The organism is Polymorphospora sp. NPDC051019 (genome assembly GCF_040683055.1).
Lineage (GTDB): Bacteria > Actinomycetota > Actinomycetes > Mycobacteriales > Micromonosporaceae > Polymorphospora > Polymorphospora lycopeni.
This window is the reverse complement of the sequence record NZ_JBFBCH010000003.1, coordinates 352,284-370,263: the sequence shown is the minus strand read 5'-3', so window position 1 is coordinate 370,263 and position 17,980 is coordinate 352,284. Positions and strand designations below refer to the sequence as shown.

16 protein-coding genes are annotated in these 17,980 nt (G+C 74.9%); 5 read left to right on the top strand and 11 right to left on the bottom strand.

All coding sequences use genetic code 11. From position 1 onward, the window contains the following. Window positions 1-4: 4 nt before the first annotated feature. From AB0M79_RS08585 to AB0M79_RS08570, 4 genes are all read right to left on the bottom strand, one after another. A complete protein-coding gene (locus tag AB0M79_RS08585) occupies window positions 5-1,666 on the bottom strand; it encodes a hypothetical protein (protein ID WP_364209624.1) in 1,662 nt (553 codons plus the stop codon). Further along, window positions 1,659-4,703 (bottom strand): bifunctional [glutamine synthetase] adenylyltransferase/[glutamine synthetase]-adenylyl-L-tyrosine phosphorylase, encoded by a 3,045-nt coding sequence (locus tag AB0M79_RS08580; RefSeq protein WP_364209621.1) that lies wholly within the window; start codon window positions 4,701-4,703, stop codon window positions 1,659-1,661. The genes AB0M79_RS08585 and AB0M79_RS08580 overlap by 8 nt, the downstream gene beginning before the upstream one ends. An 8-nt stretch (window positions 4,704-4,711) precedes the next feature. Beyond that, window positions 4,712-5,479: a type 1 glutamine amidotransferase gene (locus AB0M79_RS08575; RefSeq protein WP_364209618.1), complete on the bottom strand. Its 768-nt coding sequence runs from the start codon at window positions 5,477-5,479 to the stop codon at window positions 4,712-4,714. 79 nt (window positions 5,480-5,558) lie between these two features. Beyond that, window positions 5,559-6,488 (bottom strand): SDR family NAD(P)-dependent oxidoreductase, encoded by a 930-nt coding sequence (locus AB0M79_RS08570; RefSeq protein WP_364209615.1) that lies wholly within the window; start codon window positions 6,486-6,488, stop codon window positions 5,559-5,561. Between the two features lie 129 nt (window positions 6,489-6,617). On the opposite strand from AB0M79_RS08570, the gene AB0M79_RS08565 reads away from it, so the two are divergent. Continuing rightward, the gene (locus AB0M79_RS08565; RefSeq protein WP_364209612.1) at window positions 6,618-7,253 is read left to right on the top strand and encodes a TetR/AcrR family transcriptional regulator; all 636 of its coding nucleotides are present in this window, start codon (window positions 6,618-6,620) and stop codon (window positions 7,251-7,253) included. Between the two features lie 61 nt (window positions 7,254-7,314). Here AB0M79_RS08565 and AB0M79_RS08560 read toward each other — a convergent pair whose 3' ends face one another. Then, a complete protein-coding gene (locus tag AB0M79_RS08560) occupies window positions 7,315-7,740 on the bottom strand; it encodes a DUF350 domain-containing protein (protein ID WP_357537762.1) in 426 nt (141 codons plus the stop codon). A 163-nt stretch (window positions 7,741-7,903) separates the two neighbouring features. On the opposite strand from AB0M79_RS08560, the gene AB0M79_RS08555 reads away from it, so the two are divergent. Further along, complete coding sequence (locus AB0M79_RS08555) at window positions 7,904-8,836, top strand: LD-carboxypeptidase (protein WP_364209609.1); 933 nt, start codon at window positions 7,904-7,906, stop codon at window positions 8,834-8,836. A gap of 24 nt (window positions 8,837-8,860) precedes the next feature. Here the strand turns inward: AB0M79_RS08555 and AB0M79_RS08550 are convergent, their stop codons facing one another. The 4 genes from AB0M79_RS08550 to glnA all read right to left on the bottom strand — a co-directional run bounded on the left by AB0M79_RS08550 (window position 8,861) and on the right by glnA (window position 12,389). Then, window positions 8,861-9,511 (bottom strand): response regulator transcription factor, encoded by a 651-nt coding sequence (locus tag AB0M79_RS08550; protein ID WP_364209606.1) that lies wholly within the window; start codon window positions 9,509-9,511, stop codon window positions 8,861-8,863. After that, a complete protein-coding gene (locus tag AB0M79_RS08545) occupies window positions 9,508-10,668 on the bottom strand; it encodes a histidine kinase (RefSeq protein WP_364209603.1) in 1,161 nt (386 codons plus the stop codon). Before AB0M79_RS08545 ends, AB0M79_RS08550 begins: the two co-directional genes overlap by 4 nt. A gap of 3 nt (window positions 10,669-10,671) precedes the next feature. Next, complete coding sequence (locus AB0M79_RS08540; protein WP_364209600.1) at window positions 10,672-10,956, bottom strand: hypothetical protein; 285 nt, start codon at window positions 10,954-10,956, stop codon at window positions 10,672-10,674. A gap of 80 nt (window positions 10,957-11,036) precedes the next feature. Beyond that, entirely contained in the window at window positions 11,037-12,389 is a 1,353-nt protein-coding gene (glnA, locus tag AB0M79_RS08535; protein ID WP_357521476.1) for a type I glutamate--ammonia ligase, read from the bottom strand. Window positions 12,390-12,571: 182 nt separating this feature from the next. Between glnA and AB0M79_RS08530 the strand changes: the two genes are divergently transcribed. The 3 genes from AB0M79_RS08530 to panB all read left to right on the top strand — a co-directional run bounded on the left by AB0M79_RS08530 (window position 12,572) and on the right by panB (window position 16,306). Further along, a complete protein-coding gene (locus AB0M79_RS08530; RefSeq protein WP_364209596.1) occupies window positions 12,572-13,501 on the top strand; it encodes a hypothetical protein in 930 nt (309 codons plus the stop codon). Beyond that, window positions 13,483-15,291 carry an NAD+ synthase gene (locus AB0M79_RS08525; protein ID WP_364209593.1) on the top strand — a complete coding sequence of 603 codons (1,809 nt, stop codon included), beginning with the start codon at window positions 13,483-13,485 and terminating at the stop codon, window positions 15,289-15,291. Before AB0M79_RS08530 ends, AB0M79_RS08525 begins: the two co-directional genes overlap by 19 nt. 127 nt (window positions 15,292-15,418) lie before the next feature. Further along, complete coding sequence (gene panB, locus AB0M79_RS08520; RefSeq protein WP_364209590.1) at window positions 15,419-16,306, top strand: 3-methyl-2-oxobutanoate hydroxymethyltransferase; 888 nt, start codon at window positions 15,419-15,421, stop codon at window positions 16,304-16,306. 174 nt (window positions 16,307-16,480) lie between these two features. Here the strand turns inward: panB and AB0M79_RS08515 are convergent, their stop codons facing one another. Continuing rightward, on the bottom strand, window positions 16,481-17,233 hold the full coding sequence (locus tag AB0M79_RS08515) for a helical backbone metal receptor (protein WP_364209587.1): 753 nt from the start codon (window positions 17,231-17,233) through the stop codon (window positions 16,481-16,483). A 21-nt stretch (window positions 17,234-17,254) separates the two neighbouring features. After that, complete coding sequence (npdG, locus tag AB0M79_RS08510; protein ID WP_364209584.1) at window positions 17,255-17,953, bottom strand: NADPH-dependent F420 reductase; 699 nt, start codon at window positions 17,951-17,953, stop codon at window positions 17,255-17,257. Window positions 17,954-17,980: the final 27 nt, after the last annotated feature.

Genomic DNA, 17,980 nt, shown 5'->3' with positions numbered 1-17,980 from the left:
CGTGTCACGGCGGCGGCGGGCAGGTCGGGCCTGTCCGCCAGGCTCCGGTGATCCGGTAGCGGCCGGGTTCGGCGGCCCGCAGGAGGGTCCAGCCGTCGCCGGACGGGGTGAGGCAGCCGGCCGGGCCGTCGACGGTGAGCCAGCGCGACCAGCGGACCCGGACGAGCGCGTCCCCGGCGGCCGGCACGTCGATCTCGACGGCGCGGTCGTCGGCGTCCACCAGCACCGCACCGTCCACGATGGACGGGGTGGCGGCGACGGCGTACAGGGTCCAGTCGCCGCCCCGCCACACCGGCGTCAGGTACGGCGGTCCGGCGCGGACGACCTCGGCCTCGCGCCGGCCGACCCACGAGGTGGGGGCGCCGGCCAGCGCCACGTAGGCGACGCCGTTGTCGCGCAGCCAGCGCCCGTAGGAGTCGGTGTCGACCGAGCCGTCGAAGAACAGCGGGTGGTGCGCGATGTCGGCCTGGCGCAGCCAGCCGCGGGCCAGCGGCGCGTGCGGGGGCACGTACGCCGCCTCCCAGTAGTTGCCGGTCGGCACCACCTCGACCCGGCCGGGCGGCCGGCGGTCGAGTTCGTCGAGCAGTGGCCGGAAGTAGGCCGGCGACGCGGTCGGGTCCCCGGCGGCGCGCAGGTCGGCGGTCGACACCGGCGGCTGCACGAGGGCCACCGCGACCAGCAGCGGGCCCAGCGCCCCGGCGGCCAGCGGCCGGCGCAGCCGGGCGGCCCCCGGCACGACGGCGTACCCGGCCAGCAGCGGGAGGGTGAACATCACGGCGAGCCGGGTGGCGTTCAGCCCGACCGGGGTGTGCACCAGGTAGGCGGTGACGACCCCGCCGGCCGACAGCAGGGCGCCGGCCCGCACGGCACGGTGTGGCACGAGCAGCGCCACGGCCAGGCTCGCCACGGCGGCCCGGGCGGTGTCGAGGAAGCTGATGTTCATCCAGCCGCCGGAGCCGAAGAGGGCCGCCAGCCCGAGCACCGGTACGGCCGCCCCGGCCGCCACCGCCGCCCCGGCGAGCCGGCGCCGCGGGTCGGTCAGGGCGAGCGCGACCCCGGCCAGCCCGACGAACAGGCCGGCGACCGGGCTCGCCGCCCCGGCCAGCAGCGCGGCGAGCACCGCCGCCACGGGTCCGGCCCGGCGCCGCCGTGACGTGAGCGCGAGGATCGCGAGCAGGCCGAACGCGATGCCGACGGCGTACGTCACCCGGCCGGAGACCAGGTTGCCGAACAGGCACACCGCCCCCAGCACCCCGCCCAGCAGTGGCCGGCGGGCGGCGGTGCGGACCAGGATCAGGGCCAGGACGAGCGCGGAGCCGGCGGCGGCCAGCGCCCCGACCAGCCGGGGGCCGAGCGTGCCGCCGCCCAGCCAGGCCATCAGCGGCGGGCTGACCAGGCTGTAGCCGGGCGGGGCCACGCCGCCGTACCAGCCGAGGTCGAGGGGCGCGAAGCCGTGCCGCTCGAAGAAGCCGGCGCGGGCGACCTGGGCGGACAGGTCGCTGCCGAGCGGCGGCGCGGCCAGGAACGCCGCCGTCAGGACGGCGGCGGTGACCAGCGTCGCGCCGACCGCGCGACGGGCACCGGGTGCCGGCCCGGAGGGGCGGCGGCCGGCGCGCGGCGGGCCGGCCGGGCGGCCGGCGGTACGCGGCGGGTGCCGGTCAGGCATCGAGTACGCGCTGGACGGCCGCCCGCGACCGGCGGGCGGCGCGCAGGTAGTCGTCGAGGAACTCGCCGGGGTCGTCGCCGCCGAGCAGCTGCACCACGCCGGCCAGCTCGGTGCCGTGCCGGGGCAGCTGGTCGCCGGGCCGGCCGCGGACCAGGGTCAGCGCGTTGCGGACCCGGGCGGCGGCGGTCCAGCCGGCGGCCATCGCCACCGCGTCGGCCGGGTCGAGCAGTTCGGCGTCGCGGGCTGCGGCCAGCGCGTCGAGGGTACGGGTGCCGCGCAGCCGCTCGATCCGGCCGCCGTGGCGCAACTGGAGGAGCTGTACCGCCCATTCGACGTCGGCGAGCCCGCCGCGGCCGAGCTTGGTGTGGGTGGCCGGGTCGGCGCCGCGGGGCAGCCGTTCGCTCTCCACCCGGGCCTTGATCCGGCGGATCTCGGTGACCTGTTCGCGGGTCAGGCCGGCGGCCGGGTAGCGGATCGGGTCGACCAGTTCGGCGAAGCGGGTACCGAGGTCGGCGTCGCCGGCGACGAACCGGGCCCGTAGCAGCGCCTGCGCCTCCCACACCTTCGACCAGCGGGCGTAGTACTGGGCGTACGCGGCCAGGCTGCGCACCAGCGGCCCCTGCCTGCCCTCGGGGCGCAGGTCGGCGTCGACGCCGAGCGGCGGGTCGGGGGCGGGCATGGCCAGCAGCCGGCGCAGCTCCTCGGCGACGGCGCGGGCGGCGGCGCTGGCGGCGTCGTCGGGCACGCCGGGCGGCGGTTCGTAGACGAACAGCACGTCGGCGTCGGACGGGTAGCTCATCTCGTAGCCGCCGAGCCGGCCCATGCCGATCACGGCGAACCGCAGGCCGGGCATCGGCGGCTGGGCGGCGAGCGCGGCCCGTAGGGCGGCGGCGAGGGTGGCCTCGGCGACGTCGGTGAGCGCGACGCCGATGCCGGTGACGTCGACCGGCCGCTCGGGGGCGAGCGCGCCGGTCCGGCTGAGTACGTCGGCACAGGCGAGCCGGACGAGTTCCCGCCGGCGCAGGGCCCGTACGGCGGTGATGGCCTGGACCGGATCGGGTTTCTCGGTGCCGGTGACGTGCCGGGACGCGGCGGCGGTGAAGCCCTCGCGCAGGGTGTCGGCGGATCGGGGGGTGAGTTCGGCGTCGTCGGCGAGCAGCCGCAGCGCCTCCGGGTCGCGGGCGAGCAGGTCGGCGGCGTAGCGGGACAGGCCGAGCACCCGGGCCAGCCGGCCGGCGACGGGACCGCCGTCGCGCAGCAGGCGCAGGTACCAGGGGGTGCCGCCGAGCTTGTCGGAGACCTGCCGGTAGCTGAGCAGGCCGCGGTCGGGTTCGGGGGCGTCGGCGAACTCCGGCAGCAGCACCGGCAGCAGGGTGCGCTGGATGGCGGCAGTCCGGGTCACCCCGCCGGTCAGCGCCTCGATGTGCTTCAGTGCGCGGGCCGGGTCGCCGAAGCCGAGCACCTCCAGCCGCTGGCGGGCGGACTCGGGCGTCATCCGCAGTTCGTCGGCCGGCACCCGGGCGACGGCCTCCAGCAGCGGACGGTAGAGCAGCTTGGCGTGCAGCCGGCGGACCTCGGTGGCGTGGCTGATCCAGTCGGCGCGGAACGCCTCGACGGCGCTGGTGCCCGGGTTGGCGACGTAGCCGAGGGCGTGGGCGAGCCAGCGCAGCGCGGCCGGGTCGTCGGGCACGGTGTGGGTGCGGCGCAGTCCCTGGAGTTGCAGCCGGTGCTCGACGGAGCGCAGGAACCGGTAGCCGCGCAGCAGCGCCTCGCCGTCGGCGCGGCCGACGTAGCCACCGGCGACCAGGGCGCGCAGGGCCGGCAGCGTGCCGGTGACCCGCAGCGTCTCGTCGACCCGGCCGTGCACGAGCTGCAGGAGCTGAACGGCGAACTCGATGTCGCGCAATCCGCCGGGCCCGCGTTTGATCTCGCGTTCCAGCTCGCGGGGCGGGATGTTGTCGATGATCTTCCGGCGCATGGCGCGTACGTCGGTGACCGCCTCGGGGCGTTCGGCGGCGTGCCAGACGAGCGGGGCGAGCTGGTCGATCCACGCCTTGGCGAGCTCGGTGTCGCCGGTCGCCGGCCGGGCCTTGAGCAGGGCCTGGAACTCCCAGGTGCGGGCCCAGCGGTGGTAGTAGGCCAGATGGCTGGCCAGGGTGCGGACCAGCGGCCCGCGGCTGCCCTCGGGCCGCAGGGCGGCGTCGACCGGCCAGGCGACCAGCCCGCAGATGTGGATCAGCCGGGTGGCGACGGCGGTGGCGGCGGGCAGGTCGTCGTCCTCGGCCGCCACGAAGATCACGTCGACGTCGGAGACGTAGTTGAGTTCGCAGCCACCGGACTTGCCCATCGACACCACGGCGAGCCGGGGCTGCGGGGTGCCGGCCGGCAGTTCGGCGACCGCGATCCGGTAGGCCGCCGCCAGGGTCGCGTCGGCCAGCTCGGACAGCGCGGCCATGGTCTGCTCCAGGCCGCGCCCGCCGGTCAGGTCGGCCGCCGCGATCCGCAGCAGGGCCCGCCGGTAGGCCCGCCGCAGCCCCGGCACGGCCGCCTTGCCGACGGCGGGTCCGGTCGCCGGGGCGTCGCCGGCCGGAGGTGGCTCGGGTTCGAGCCGGCCGTCGGCGGGCGGGGCCGCGCCGTCGGCCCCGGTGACCAGGACGCGCCACTGGTCGGGGTTGGCCACCAGGTGGTCGCCGAGCGCCGACGAGGCACCGAGTACGGCGATCAGCCGGCGGCGCAGCCCCTGGTCGGCGTGCAGCGCGTCGACGACCCCCGGCCCGTCGGGAGCGGTGCGGCGCTCGGACTCGACGAGCCGGTGCAGCTGGCGCAGGGCCAGGTCGGGATCGGCGGCCCGGGACAGCGCGGCGAGCAGTTCGGCGGCCGCCCCGTCGGTGGGCTCGTGGGTGGCCGGGTTCCACAGGCCGAGCCCGTCCGGGCCGAGCAGGTCGGCGGCGGCCGTACCGGGGCGGGTGGCGGGTCCCCCGGCGCCGCCGAAGCCGTAGCGGGCGAGCCGGGCCTGTGCGCTGGTGGGTCTGGTCATCGGCGGCGCTAGTGCCCCAGCAGCGGCAGGTTGCGGCCGGGGCGCGGTACGTCGAGTTCGCCGCGGGCCAGGGCGGCGAACCGGGCGGCGAACGGCTGCCACACCTCCTCGACGTCGACCATGATCGCGTCGCAGGCGGCGACGACGACCTCCGGGTCGTACCCGAGTTCGGCAAGGGTCTCCGAGTCGGTGGCCCACTGCGCGATCATGGCGGTGTCGCACTCGATGTGGAACTGGATGCCCCAGGCCCGGTCGCCCATCCGGAACGCCTGGTGCGGATAGCGGGTCGACGCGGCGAGCAGCACCGCGTTACGGGGCAGCTCGGTGACCTCGTCGCGGTGCCACTGGAACACGTCGGGGATCAGCGGCACGTAGCGGAAGAGCGGGTCGGTCTCGGCGGCGTCGCGCTTGCCGACGACCGCCGGGCCGACCTCGGGCCCGGCGGCGCTGCGCTCGGCGGTGCCGGCGTGGGCGGTGGCGAGCAGTTGGGCGCCCAGGCAGATGCCGAGGGTCGGCACCGAGTTGCGGACCGCCTTGCGCAGCAGCCCCTCCAGGGCCGGGAACCAGGGGGCGCCGGGTGTGCCGTCGGGCGCGGGGTAGGGCGCCTGCGCGCCGCCGAGGACCACGAACGCGTCGTATCCGTCGAGGTCGGCCGGCAGCTCCTCACCGGCGTGCGCGCGTACGACCCGCAGGTCCAGCCCGGCTTCGGTGAGCCACTCGCCGAGTCGGCGGAGGTCGTCGGTCGGATCGTTCTCGATTACGAGCGCGGTTGCCACGCACCCGAGGCTATCGGGTGGCCGGCGGGGGCCACCGCCCCGCCTCGCGGTGCGCGGGCCGACGGGTGGGCCTGCCCGCTCAGCGGGACGGCCGGACCGGCAGCAGCGGGGTGACGCCGGTCAGCTCCTCGGAGACCTGCCACAGGCGGGTGGCCAGCCCGGCGTCGGTGCCGGGGCGGCGGACCGCCTCCACGGTGGGGGCGACCTTGCGCAAGGTCGGGCCGGTGCCGATGACCGCTCCGGTCGGGGCGTCCGGTGCGGTGGCGGCGTACAGGATCGGCACCGCGCCGTCCGCGACGGGCCGGCCGATCACCCGGGCGACGGACCTGGCCAGGCCGACGAGGGCGGGCGGCCCCTGGTCGATGAACGCCGTACGGGCCATCCCGGGGTGGGCGAGCAGGCTGCGGACCGGTGACCCGGCGGCGCGCAGCCGGCGGTCGAGTTCGAGACCGAACAGGACGTTGGCCAGCTTGGTGTTGATGTAGGCGCGGCCCGGGGAGAACCGCCGCTCGCCGGTCAGGTCGTCGAACGGGATCGTGCCGAGCGGGTAGAGGCCCGAGGTGACGGTGACCACCCGCGGGTCGGGTCCGGTCAGCGCGTCGAGCAGCAGCCCGGTAAGCGCGAAGTGACCGAGGTGGTTGGTGGCGAACTGGCGCTCGTGCCCCTGCGGGCTCAACCGCCGGGGCAGGTTGCCGATCCCGGCGTTGTTGACCAGCACGTGCCCGCCGCCGTCGGCGACGATCCCGGCCGCGAAGTCGCGTACGGAGTCGAGGTCGACCAGGTCGAGGTGGCGTACCTCGATCCGGTCGGCGGCCGGCAGCGCGGCCCGGGCCCGCTCCCCCTTGGCGACGTCGCGCACGGCCATGACGACGCGGGCGCCGCGCCGGGCCAGCTCACCGGTCATGTGCAGGCCGAGGCCGCTGCTCGCGCCGGTGATCAGGACGGTACGTCCGGACTGGTCGGGGATGTCGGCGGCGGTCCAGCGCCGGCGGGGTGGTGACTCGGGCATGTCGGAAGGCTCCCGTTCTGGCCCCGGGTGGGGCCGGCCGTCGAACGAAGCGGATTAGCTATCCGCTTCACCGTAGCATAAACGGATAGCCAATCCGCTAATGTCGGCCGGTTCCGGTAGCCTGACTCCGTGCCCGGGTCAGACTCCCCGCCGCGCGCCGACGCGGCCCGCAACCGCGAGCGGCTGCTGCACGCCGCCGGGCAGGCGCTGGCCGAAGGCGACCGGTCGCTGCAACTCAACGACATCGCCCGGCGGGCGGGCGTCGGCGTCGGGACCGCCTACCGCCACTTCCCCACGCCGCGGGCACTGCTGGAGACGCTCGTGCAGGCCCAACTGGACGACGTGCTCGACCAGGCCCGGCGGGAACTGGCCGCCGCCGACCCGTGGAGCGGCCTGACCCGGCTGCTCACCACCGGGATCGCCCTGATGGTCACCGACCCCGGGTTCGCCGACGTGCTGGCCACCGGCACCGACACGCTCCCGCGCACCGGCCAGCTCAAACACGAGCTGTACGACACCGTCGACCAGCTCCTCCGGCGGGTCCGCGACGCCGGCGCCCTGCGGCCCGGGGTGGACGGCGACGACATCCTGCGGCTGATGTGCGGCGTCTCCTACGCGGCCCGCCTGGCCGGCGACACCGGCGGTCCGGCGGGGCCGCTCGGGCCCGCGGAACCGGTCGGGCCGACGGCCGCCGACCCGACCGCGGTCGGCGAGTTGGCCGGCCGCTACGCGGGCTGGCTGCTCGACGGCCTCCGCGCGCCGTAGCCGGCGGGCCCACCGGGCGGCGCCACCGCCGGCCGGGCGCCGCGCGGCGACGCGGGCGCGCTCAGGCGATGCAGGCGCAGACGATGAGCGCGGCGCCGAAGTGCGAGGCGGCGCTGACCCGGGCCGCCGGGTGCGGCTCGGTGGCGGCGATGATCTCCCCCAGCTTGCCGGGGGTGAGCCAGTCGAGCACGAAGAAGCCCAACGCCATGATCACGATGCCGACGGCACCGAAGATCAGCGTCGAGACCAGGCCCTTGGTGAACGAGTCGTAGCTGGTCAGGATCGCGGTGAAGACGATGCCGGCGATGCCGAGCTGGTTGGCGGCCAGCAGCAGCGCGGCGTTGCCGCTGCGCCGTACCCAGATGAGGTCGCGCAGCCGGCCGGGGGTGAGCAGGTCGACCAGCAGGAACCCGACCGCCATCAGGCCGATTCCGACCGCGCCGTAGACCAGGCTCTGCCACGCTCCGGTGAGCAGGTCCGCGTACACCGATCCACCTCCAGCCCCGCGTCACGCTCGATACGGACGCGGCGTGATCCGCACGATAGCCGACCGACGACATTCTCGCGATCTTGCGGTTCTCTCCCCCTTTCGTCCGCTATGGGAGGCGACAAGTGCAAGATCGCGGGGTGGGTCGCTAGGCTGCGCTGCCGTGAGTCGAGACCAAGCCGTACGCCCGGCCGCCCTGCGCCCCGGTGACACCGTCATGCTGGTGTCGCCGTCCGGGCCGACCCGCCCCGAACGGGTCGCCCGCGGCATCGAACTGCTGACCGGCTGGGGCCTGCGCCCCGTGCTGGCCCCCAACGCGTACGCCCGACAGGGCTACCTGGCCGGCGGCGACGAACTGCGCGCCGCCGACCTCAACGCCGCGTTCGCCGACCCGCTGGTCCGCGGTGTGCTCTGCACCCGGGGCGGGTACGGCGCGCAGCGCGTCGTCGACCTGGTCGACATGGCCGCCGTACGGGCCGACCCGAAGGTGGTCGCCGGCTTCTCCGACATCACCGCCCTGCAGTTCGCGCTCTGGCGCGGCGCCCGGCTGGCCACCGTGCACGGCCCGGGCGCGGCCTGGCTCGACGAGCGCACCCCGGCGGCGTCGGCGGAATCCCTGCGCCGGGCCCTGATGACCACGGACGAGATCGTGGTCGCCCGGATCGACACCGAGGAGACCGCGGCCGTACGGGTCGGTGCCGCACCCGCGACCGGGCCGCTGATCGGCGGCAACCTGTGCCTGGTCGTCTCCTCGGTCGGCACCCCGGACATGCCCGACCTGACCGGCGCGATCCTGCTGATCGAGGACGTGGAGGAGCCGCCGTACAAGGTGGACCGGATGCTGACCCACCTGCGCCGCGCCGGGGTCCTGGACCGGGTCGCCGGGGTGGCGGTCGGGCAGTTCACCAACTGCCGCGACGGCTGGCGGGTCGACGTGGCCGACGTGCTGGCCGAGCGGCTCGGCGACCTCGGCGTGCCGGTGCTCGGCGGCCTGCCGGTCGGGCACGGCGTCGGCCAGGTCACCGTGCCGGTCGGCGTGCCGGCGACCCTGGACCCGACCGCCGGCACGCTGACCGTGGGCCCGGCCGTCCGCTGACCACGGCCACGGGACGGGCCCCGGTCAGCCGAGACCGTGCCGGGTCGCGTAGCCGGCCGCCTCGGTCCGGTTCCGGGCGCCGATCTTCGCGAACGCGTTGTTGATGTGGGTCTTCACCGTCGTCTCGGCGACGAACAGGGCCGCCGCGATCTCGGCGTTGGTCCGCCCCAGGGCGAGCTGGCCGAGCACCTCGGCCTCGCGCTGGGTCAGGCCGTCCGGCAACCGGTCGCGCGGCTGCGGCGCCGGCCGGTTCATCGCGTCGGCGAGCCGGGCGGAGACCACCGGGTCGAACATGGAGTGGCCGGCGACCGCCGCCCGCAGCGCCATGCCGATCTCGGCCCGCCCGGCGTCCTTGGTCAGATAGCCCCGGGCCCCGGCGGCGAGCGCGCCGGCGATCGACTCCTCGTCGGCGTACGTGGTCAGCACCACGACCGCGACGTCCGGGAACCGGTCCCGGACCTGGCCGGTGGCGGCGATCCCGTCGAGTACGGGCATCCGCAGGTCCATCAGGACCACGTCCGGCCGCCGCTCGGCGATCAGGTCGAGGGCCCGGGCGCCGTCACCGGCGGCGCCGACGACGGTGACCCCGTCGGTGAGTTCGAGCAGGGCGGTCAGCCCCTCCCGGACGAGTTGCTGGTCGTCGACGACCAGCACCCGCAGCGGCTCGTCGCTCATCCCGGCACCTCCACGCCGACCCGCCACGCCCCGTCCACGACGCCCGCCTCCAGGGTGCCACCGACCAGCGCCACCCGCTCCCGCGCCCCGGTCAGCCCGTACCCGCCGACGCCGTCGTCGGCCGGGCCGGGGCGGTCCGGGGCCGGGTTGCGTACCGTGAGCCGGACAGCCGAATCGGAGTAGTCGAGGGTGACCGCGACCGGCGCCCCCGGGGCGTGCTTGGCCGCGTTCGTCAGCGCCTCGCGGGCGGTGCGCAGCAGCGCCACCTCGGCGCCGGGCGGCAGGTCGTGCGGGCTGCCCCCGGTGCGCAGGGTGATCGTGGCCGCGTGGTCCGCCCGGTGGTCGGCGACGAGGTCGCCGAGGGCCCGGGCCAGCGGCGGCACGTCGGTGCGCAGGGCCGCGACCGCCGAGCGGGCCTCGGCCAGGCCGTCGACGGCGAGCCGCCGGGCCCGCCGGATCCGGGCCGCCGCGGCCGCCACGTCACCCTTCTCGGTCAGTTCGGCCTCGGCGACCTCCAGCTGCACCCCGAGCGCACCGAGCGAGTGGGCGAGCACGTCGTGCAGTTCGCGGGCGATCCGGGTCCGCTCGGAGAGGGCCGCCGCCCGGGCCTGCGCCTCCTGCGTACGCCCGGTCTGCTCCAACAGCAGCGCGGTCTGCTCGGCCCGCAGCCGGTATTCCCTCCGGTGCAGGCTGAACAGCACCAGGACGGCGATCAGCGCGGGCTGGGTCAGCATCGCGGTCGGCCCCCGGCCGGCGAGCCACATGCCGGTCAGGAGAACCACGATGACCGCCCCGGTCAGCGCCAGGATCGACCACATCGGGGTCCGGGGCAGCAGCACGAAGGTGAACAGCATGGAGTAGAGGAACAGCGGTGCCGACGCGCTCTCGGGCACCCCCGCGACGGTGGCCGGCAGCAGCGTCGCGAGGGCCAGGCCGCCGCGGGCGACCCGCGGCCACCGGGTGTCGGCGACCAGGAAGACGCCCCAGCAGGCGAGGGCGGCGACGAGGACCAGCCGTACGGCGGGACTCGGCGGGGTCAGGAAGACCAGTGACCAGATCAGCAGCGCGCTGACCACGATCCGGACCAGCCAGCCCGTCTCCGGGTCGTCGGCCCTGATCAGCCGTACGCCCCGACTGGTCAGCCGACGCAGCCCCACCGGTCAGCCGCGTTCCCGTACCACGGTCAGGATGAGGTCGAGCACCAGCAGGCGGTAGGCGACGAACGCCAGCCCCACCACGCCGAGCACCACCAGGATCGCGACGACGACACGGCCGGTCATCTTCCCACCCTCCCGTTCGAGCACCCGGTCGATGACGGCCCCGGCCAGCCGGGTGCCCCGGCTGCCGTCGCGCTTGCCGGTCAGCAGGTAGTTCGCGGCACGCATGGCGTCGACGCGACGGCCGGCCGGCGCCTCGGGCTTCGTAATACGGTTCCGCTCGTTCATGACCCGGAACGTTACGAGCGGGACCGGGTGGGCCGGGACCATCGGAGGGTGGAGATCGGGGTGGAGACGGGCGGTGGAGGTCAGAGTGTGCCGAGGTAGCGGCGGCGCTCGTACGGGGTGACCTCGCGCCGGTACTCCTCCCACTCGGCGCGCTTGTTGCGCAGGAAGTAGTCGAAGACGTGCTCGCCGAGCACCTCGGCGATCAGCTCGGAGCCGGCCATCACGTCGATCGCCTCGGCGAGGTTCTCCGGCAGCGCCTTGTAGCCCATCGCCTTGCGTTCGGCGTTGGACAGCGACCACACGTCGTCCTCGGCGCCCGGCGGCAGCTCGTAGCCCTCCTCGATGCCCTTGAGGCCGGCGCTGAGCAGGACCGCGAACGCCAGGTAGGGGTTGGTCGCCGAGTCCAGCGAGCGGATCTCGACCCGGGCCGAGTTCGGCTTGCCGTACGCCGGCACCCGCACCAGCGCCGAGCGGTTGAGGTGTCCCCAGCAGACGTACGCCGGGGACTCGGTGATCCGGTCGGGCAGGGCCTGCGGGAACAGCCGCTTGTAGGAGTTGACCCACTGGTTGGTGACCGCGGTGTATTCGCGGGCGTGCACGAGCAGCCCGGCGATGAACGCCTTGGCGACCTTGGAGAGCTTCATCGGGTCGCCGGCGTCGTGGAACGCGTTGCGCTCGCCCTCGAAGAGCGACAGGTGGGTGTGCATGCCGCTGCCGGGCTGGTCGGTGAAGGGCTTGGGCATGAAGGTGGCCCGTACCCCGGCCGACAGCGCGACCTCCTTGATGACGTGCCGGAACGTCATGATGTTGTCGGCGGTGGTGAGCGCGTCGGCGTAGCGCAGGTCGATCTCCTGCTGGCCGGGGGCGACCTCGTGGTGGCTGAACTCGACCGAGATGCCGATCCGCTCCAGCGACAGCACCGCCTGCCGGCGGAAGTCGCGGGCGACGGCGTGCGTGGTGTGTTCGAAGTAGCCGCCCGAGTCGACCGGCGTCGGCACCGAGCCGTCGTTGGGGCCGTCCTCCAGCAGGAAGAACTCGATCTCGGGGTGGGTGTAGAAGGTGAAGCCCTTCTCGGCGGCCCGGGACAGCGCCCGGCGCAGCACGTGGCGCGGGTCGGCCCAGGACGGGCTGCCGTCGGGCAGCAGGATGTCGCAGAACATCCGGGCGCTCTCGCCGCTGGCGCCGCCCTCGAAGGGGAAGACCTGGAAGGTCGTCGGGTCGGGCATGGCGACCATGTCGGACTCGACGACCCGGGCGAACCCCTCGATCGCCGAACCGTCGAAGCCGATGCCCTCCTCGAAGGCGGACTCCAGTTCGGCGGGTGCGACGGAGACGCTCTTGAGCGTGCCCAGCACGTCGGTGAACCACAACCGGACGAAACGGATGTCGCGCTCTTCCAGGGTACGGAGCACGAACTCCTGTTGACGGTCCACTTCAACCCCTCGTGACGCTTCGCCGCGCAGACCGGCCCCACTGGCTGGACGCCTGGCCGGTCAGTCTCCAACTCGCTCGTTACGCCGACGTTACGCCGGGCGGCCGGCCACCCGGATGGCGGGTCGCACACAACCTGTCCGGTTCCTCGACGTTGATCCCAAACGTACGGCAGAGGAGGCTCATGGGACACCGAACACGTGGAGCCGGCCGCCGGATTCCGGGCCGCGTCCGGCGTACGACGGTCCTGGCCGGGGTGGCCCTCGGCCCGGTCCTGGCCGCCGTCCTGGTGCTGACCGGCGTGGTCGGCGTACCCCGCAGCGGGCCGCCGGCCGCCGCCCCCGCCGCCGCCCCGTCCACCCCGGACGGGCCGGCCATCGCCCGCCAGCCGGAACTGGGCACCACGCTGCTCGACCGGACCGACCTGCCGGCCGGGTTCAGCCCGCGTCCCCGCCCCGCGTCGACCGCCCCGGGTCGCGCCGGCCCGGCGCCAGCCGGCCCGGGTCGCGCCGGCCCGGCCACGTCCGGCCCGGACCGCACCGAGCGGTGCCGGACGCTCTTCGAACGCCCCTGGGACCTCGCCACCGAACCGGAGGACGCCACCGAGTCGGTGACGGCCGACCACGCGCACCCGACCGGCGCGCTGCTGCGGCAGGCGTCGGTCAGGTTCGCCGGTGACGGGGCGGAACGCGCCGTCGGGCACCTGCGCACCGCGTCCGGCGGGTGCCGGGAGTTCGACGCCCGGCTCGACGACGGCACGGCGGTCACCGTACGGGTCGGACCGCTGACGCTGGGGCGGGTCGCCGACGAGACGTACGGCCTGGTCCTGACCGCCCGCGGCGCGCACGGCGAGGTCGGTGGCTATCTCGCGGTGGGCCGGGTCGGGCCGGTGCTGTCGGTGCTGCGCCACCTCGGGCCGGCGGGCACCGTCGACCCGGCGCGGGCGGCGCCGACGCTGGGCCGGGCCGTCGACAAGCTTCTCGGGTTGCTGCGCCGCCTCGGCCGGCCGCCGGTGACCGAGGCGGTGACCGAGCCCACCGGCCCACGGACCGCGTCACGACGGTCGGCCCGGCACCGGCGGGGCAAGATGGGCACATGCCGACCCTGCGTCTAGCCCTCGCCCAGGTCAACCCGACCGTCGGTGATCTCGCCGGCAACGCGGCGATCGTCGTCGATCGCACCCGTGCCGCCGTCGCCGCCGGGGCCCACCTGATCGCCTTTCCGGAGATGATGCTGACCGGCTATCCGGTCGAGGATCTGGTGTTCCGGGAGTCGTTCGTGACCGCGTCCCGGGCCGCCCTGCGCGGCCTCGCCGCCGACCTCGACGCGGCCGGCCTCGGGTCGGTGCCGGTGGTCGTCGGCTACCTCGACGCCGACGGGCCGGCGACGATCAGCGCGGCGGCGACGCCCGGCCGGGGGCCGCGCAACGCGGCGGCGGTCCTGCACGGCGGGCGGATCGTGGCCAGCTACTTCAAGCACCACCTGCCCAACTACGGCGTCTTCGACGAGGACCGCTACTTCGTACCCGGCGACACGCTGACCGTGGTCCGCATCGCCGGCGTCGACGTGGCCCTGACCATCTGCGAGGACCTGTGGCAGGCCGGCGGCCCGTTCGCCGCCGCCCGCCGCGCCGGGGTCGGGCTGGTCGTCAACATCAACGGCTCGCCGTACGAGGTCAACAAGGACGACGTACGGCTGCCGCTGGTCCAGCGGCGGGCCGCCGAGGCCGGCGCCACGATCGCGTACGTCAACATGGTCGGCGGCCAGGACGAACTGGTCTTCGACGGCGACTCGATGATCGTGACCGCCGACGGGACGCTGCTCACCCGGGCCCCGCAGTTCGACGGGCACCTGCTGCTGCACGACGTGGAACTGCCGGCGGCCACCGACCCGGCGTCCGGCACGGCCACGACCGGCACCGCGTCGGCGGCCGACGGGTCGCCGGAGACCGCCGCCGACGGCCTGACCGTGGTCCGGGTCCACCTGAGCGACACCGCCCCGGCGGCCGGCCCGGCCGGTGACCGGGTCGACGGCGGGATCGCCGAGCGGGTGACCGACGAGGCGGAGATCTGGCAGGCGCTGGTGCTCGGCCTGCGCGACTACGTGAACAAGAACGGCTTCCGGTCGGTGGTGCTCGGGCTCTCCGGCGGCATCGACTCCTCGGTGGTCGCCGCCATCGCGGTCGACGCGCTCGGCCCGGACCGGGTCGTCGGCGTCTCGATGCCGAGCCAGCACTCCTCGGAACACTCCCGCGACGACGCCGCCGACCTGGCCAAGCGCACCGGCCTCGACTACCGCACCGAACCGGTCCAGCCGATGGTCGACGCGTTCCTGGCCAACCTGTCGCTCTCCGGGATGAGCGTGGAGAACCTGCAGGCCCGGGTCCGGGGCGTGCTGCTTATGGCGGTCTCCAACCAGGAGGGCCACCTGGTGCTGACCACCGGCAACAAGAGCGAGCTGGCGGTCGGCTACTCCACCCTGTACGGCGACTCGGTCGGCGGCTTCAACCCGCTCAAGGACGTGTGGAAGTCGCTGGTCTGGAAGCTGGCGGAGTGGCGCAACGCCGACGCCGCCCGGCGCGGCGCGCAGCCGCCGATCCCGGAAAGCTCGATCAGCAAGCCGCCCAGCGCCGAACTGCGGCCCGGGCAGCTCGACACCGACTCGCTGCCGGACTACGCGGTGCTCGACGCCATCCTCACCGGCTACGTCGACGGCGACCTCGGCCGCGACGACCTGGTGGCGGCCGGCCACGACCCGGCCGTCGTCGACAGGGTGCTACGGATGGTCGACATCGCCGAGTACAAGCGCCGGCAGTCCGCACCCGGCAGCAAGATATCGATCAAGGCATTCGGCCGGGATCGGCGGCTGCCGATCACCAACCGGTGGCGGGAACAGTCCGAGTAACGACGGAGAAAGCGGGCATCAGAAGTGTGAAAAGCTGCACTGCGCCCTCACCTGCGGCCCGGCGACGGTGCGACGATCGCCGCAGACCCGGGGACCGCGAACGCGGCCTCGAGGAGAGGAGAGCAGCATGACCGAGAAGAACGCGCCGGACCGCCCCGCCACAGCCGGGGCCGGCCCGGCCCGGTCCGACGAGGTGCCCACCCTCTACGGCGGGCCGGCCACCCGGCGGGTCCGCACCCGCGACCTGCTCGCCGCCAAGGAGCGCGGCGAACGCTGGCCGATGCTGACGTCGTACGACCAGTACACCGCGGCGATCTTCGACCAGGCCGGGGTGCCGGTGCTGCTGGTCGGCGACTCGGCGGCCAACAACGTGTTCGGCTACGAGACGACCGTCCCGGTCACCGTCGACGAACTGATCCCGCTGGTCAGAGCCGTCGTACGGGCCACGAAGCGGTCGCTGGTCGTCGGCGACCTGCCGTTCGGGTCGTACGAGGAGGGGCCGACCCAGGCGCTGCGCACCGCCGTACGGTTCATGAAGGAGGGCGGCTGCCACGCCGTCAAGCTGGAGGGTGGCCGGCGGACCGCGCCGCAGATCGCCGCGATCACCGGCGCCGGCATCCCGGTGATGGCGCACATCGGGTTCACCCCGCAGAGCGAGCACGCGATCGGCGGCTACCGGGTGCAGGGACGCGGCGGCGCGGCCGAGGACGTCGTCGCCGACGCGCACGCGGTGGCCGAGGCGGGCGCGTTCGCGGTGGTGCTGGAGATGGTGCCCGGCGACGTGGCCAAGCGGATCAGCCACGACCTGGCCATCCCGACGGTGGGCATCGGCGCCGGCCCGCACACCGACGCCCAGGTGCTGGTCTGGCAGGACATGGCCGGCCTGCGCACCGGCAAGGCCCCCCGCTTCGTCAAGCGCTACGCCGACCTGGCGACGGTCCTGACCGAAGCCACGCTGGCCTTCGCCGAAGAGGTCCGCGAGGCCACCTTCCCGGCGGCCGAACACACCTTCTAACCGCCGCACCCCGCCCGGATCCGCATGCTCCGCCATGATCCGCGTGATCCCCTTGATCCGCGTGATCAGGGATTAAGTCTGGCGTGTCGTCGGCGCGTCGGGCGACGTAATCCCTGATCACGCGGATCTTGCGGCGGCGCCCGCCGCCCGGACGGGCGGGGCGGCGGCCGGGCGTCAGGTTGTTGCCAGCTGGGTGGCCAGCAGGGTTCTGGCCTCGGCCAGGGACGGGCCGTACCAGGTCAGGTGGCGGCCGGAGACCAGCGCGTACGGCACCCCGGGAAACGCCTCCGGCCCGTCCGTCGCGGTGAACGCGTACGGCTCGTCGGGCAGCACCACCAGTTCCGGCCGCCGGCCGAGCAACTCCGGCAGTGGCGGGCGCGGATAGCGGTCGGCCGCGTCGTCGTAGACGTTGTGCACGCCGAGCCGGCGCAGCAGGTCACCGGCGAACGTGCCGCCCCCGAGGACGACCCACGGCCGCCGCCACACCGGCACCACCGCCCGGCGTACCGGCCCGTCCCACGGCCGCGCCCACGCGTCGGCGGCCGCCGCCAGCCACGGCGGCGCCGGCACGTCGAGCCGGGCCAGCATCCGCGCAAGCGACCGCAGCGCCTCGGGCAGCGTCCGCGGATACGTCACCCACACCGGCACCCCGGCGGCCCGCAGCGCCTCGACGTCCGCGCGCCGGTTCTCCTCCGCGTTCGCCAGCACCAGATCGGGTACGGCGGACAGCACGCCGTCGAGCGCCGGAAACTTCGTGCCGCCGACCCGGGGCACGTCGAGGTCGCCGGGATGGGTGCAGTAGTCGGTGGCCGCCACGAGCAGTCCCGGCGCGCTCACCGCCACCGCCTCGGTCAGCGACGGCACCAGCGACACCACCCGGCGCGGTGGCGCCGGCAGCCGTACCTCCGTACCCAGGTCGTCACGCACGACGGCGCCGGACGGCCGGGATCAGACGTCGGTGACGCGGACGCCGGCGTGCGCCTTGTAGCGCTTGTTGATGGCGATCAGGTTGGCGGTGAACGCCTCGATCTGGTGGGCGTTGCGCAGCCGCCCGGCGTAGACGCCCCGCATCCCGGGGATGGTGGCGGTCAGCGCGGCCACCACCCCCGCCACCTCGCGGTCCTCGGTGGCGATGAGTACGTCCAACTCGATCCGGTCGATCTCCGGGTCGGCGAGCAGCGGGGCGCTGACATGGTTGAACGCCGCCGCCACCCGGGACTCGGGCAGCAGGGCGGCGGCCTGCTGGACGGCGCTGCCCTCCTCGACCTTGAGCGCGTACGGCCCCTGCTTGTCGAAGCCGAGCGGATTCACGCAGTCGATGACGATCTTGCCGGCGAGCGGTTCGCGGAGCGCGGCGACGGTCGCGGCGTGCCCGTCCCACGGCACCGCGATGATCACGATGTCGGAGCGGGTGGAGACGTCGACGTTGTCACCGCCGTCGACGCCGGTGCCGGCCGGTACGCCGGGCAGCGCGGCGATCTCGCGCGCCGACTGGACGGCGCGCTCGGCGGAACGGGAGCCGACGAGCACGGACAGGCCGGCCCGCGCGAACCGGTAGGCGAGGCCGCGCCCCTGATCGCCGGTGCCGCCGATGATGCCTACGGTGAGCCCGGACACGTCGGGCAGCGTGCTCGCGTCATATCCCATGCGGATCATCCTCGCAAATGACGGTCA

Excerpts from the sequence above, each read along its gene's own strand:
- AB0M79_RS08585 (WP_364209624.1), bottom strand. The coding sequence starts at position 1,666 with ATGCCTGACCGGCACCCGCCGCGTACCGCCGGCCGCCCGGCCGGCCCG.
- AB0M79_RS08580 (WP_364209621.1), bottom strand. The coding sequence starts at position 4,703 with ATGACCAGACCCACCAGCGCACAGGCCCGGCTCGCCCGCTACGGCTTC.
- AB0M79_RS08570 (WP_364209615.1), bottom strand. The coding sequence starts at position 6,488 with ATGCCCGAGTCACCACCCCGCCGGCGCTGGACCGCCGCCGACATCCCC.
- AB0M79_RS08550 (WP_364209606.1), bottom strand. The coding sequence starts at position 9,511 with ATGAGCGACGAGCCGCTGCGGGTGCTGGTCGTCGACGACCAGCAACTC.
- AB0M79_RS08540 (WP_364209600.1), bottom strand. The coding sequence starts at position 10,956 with ATGAACGAGCGGAACCGTATTACGAAGCCCGAGGCGCCGGCCGGCCGT.
- AB0M79_RS08530 (WP_364209596.1), top strand. The coding sequence starts at position 12,572 with ATGGGACACCGAACACGTGGAGCCGGCCGCCGGATTCCGGGCCGCGTC.
- AB0M79_RS08525 (WP_364209593.1), top strand. The coding sequence starts at position 13,483 with ATGCCGACCCTGCGTCTAGCCCTCGCCCAGGTCAACCCGACCGTCGGT.
- panB (WP_364209590.1), top strand. The coding sequence starts at position 15,419 with ATGACCGAGAAGAACGCGCCGGACCGCCCCGCCACAGCCGGGGCCGGC.
- npdG (WP_364209584.1), bottom strand. The coding sequence starts at position 17,953 with ATGGGATATGACGCGAGCACGCTGCCCGACGTGTCCGGGCTCACCGTA.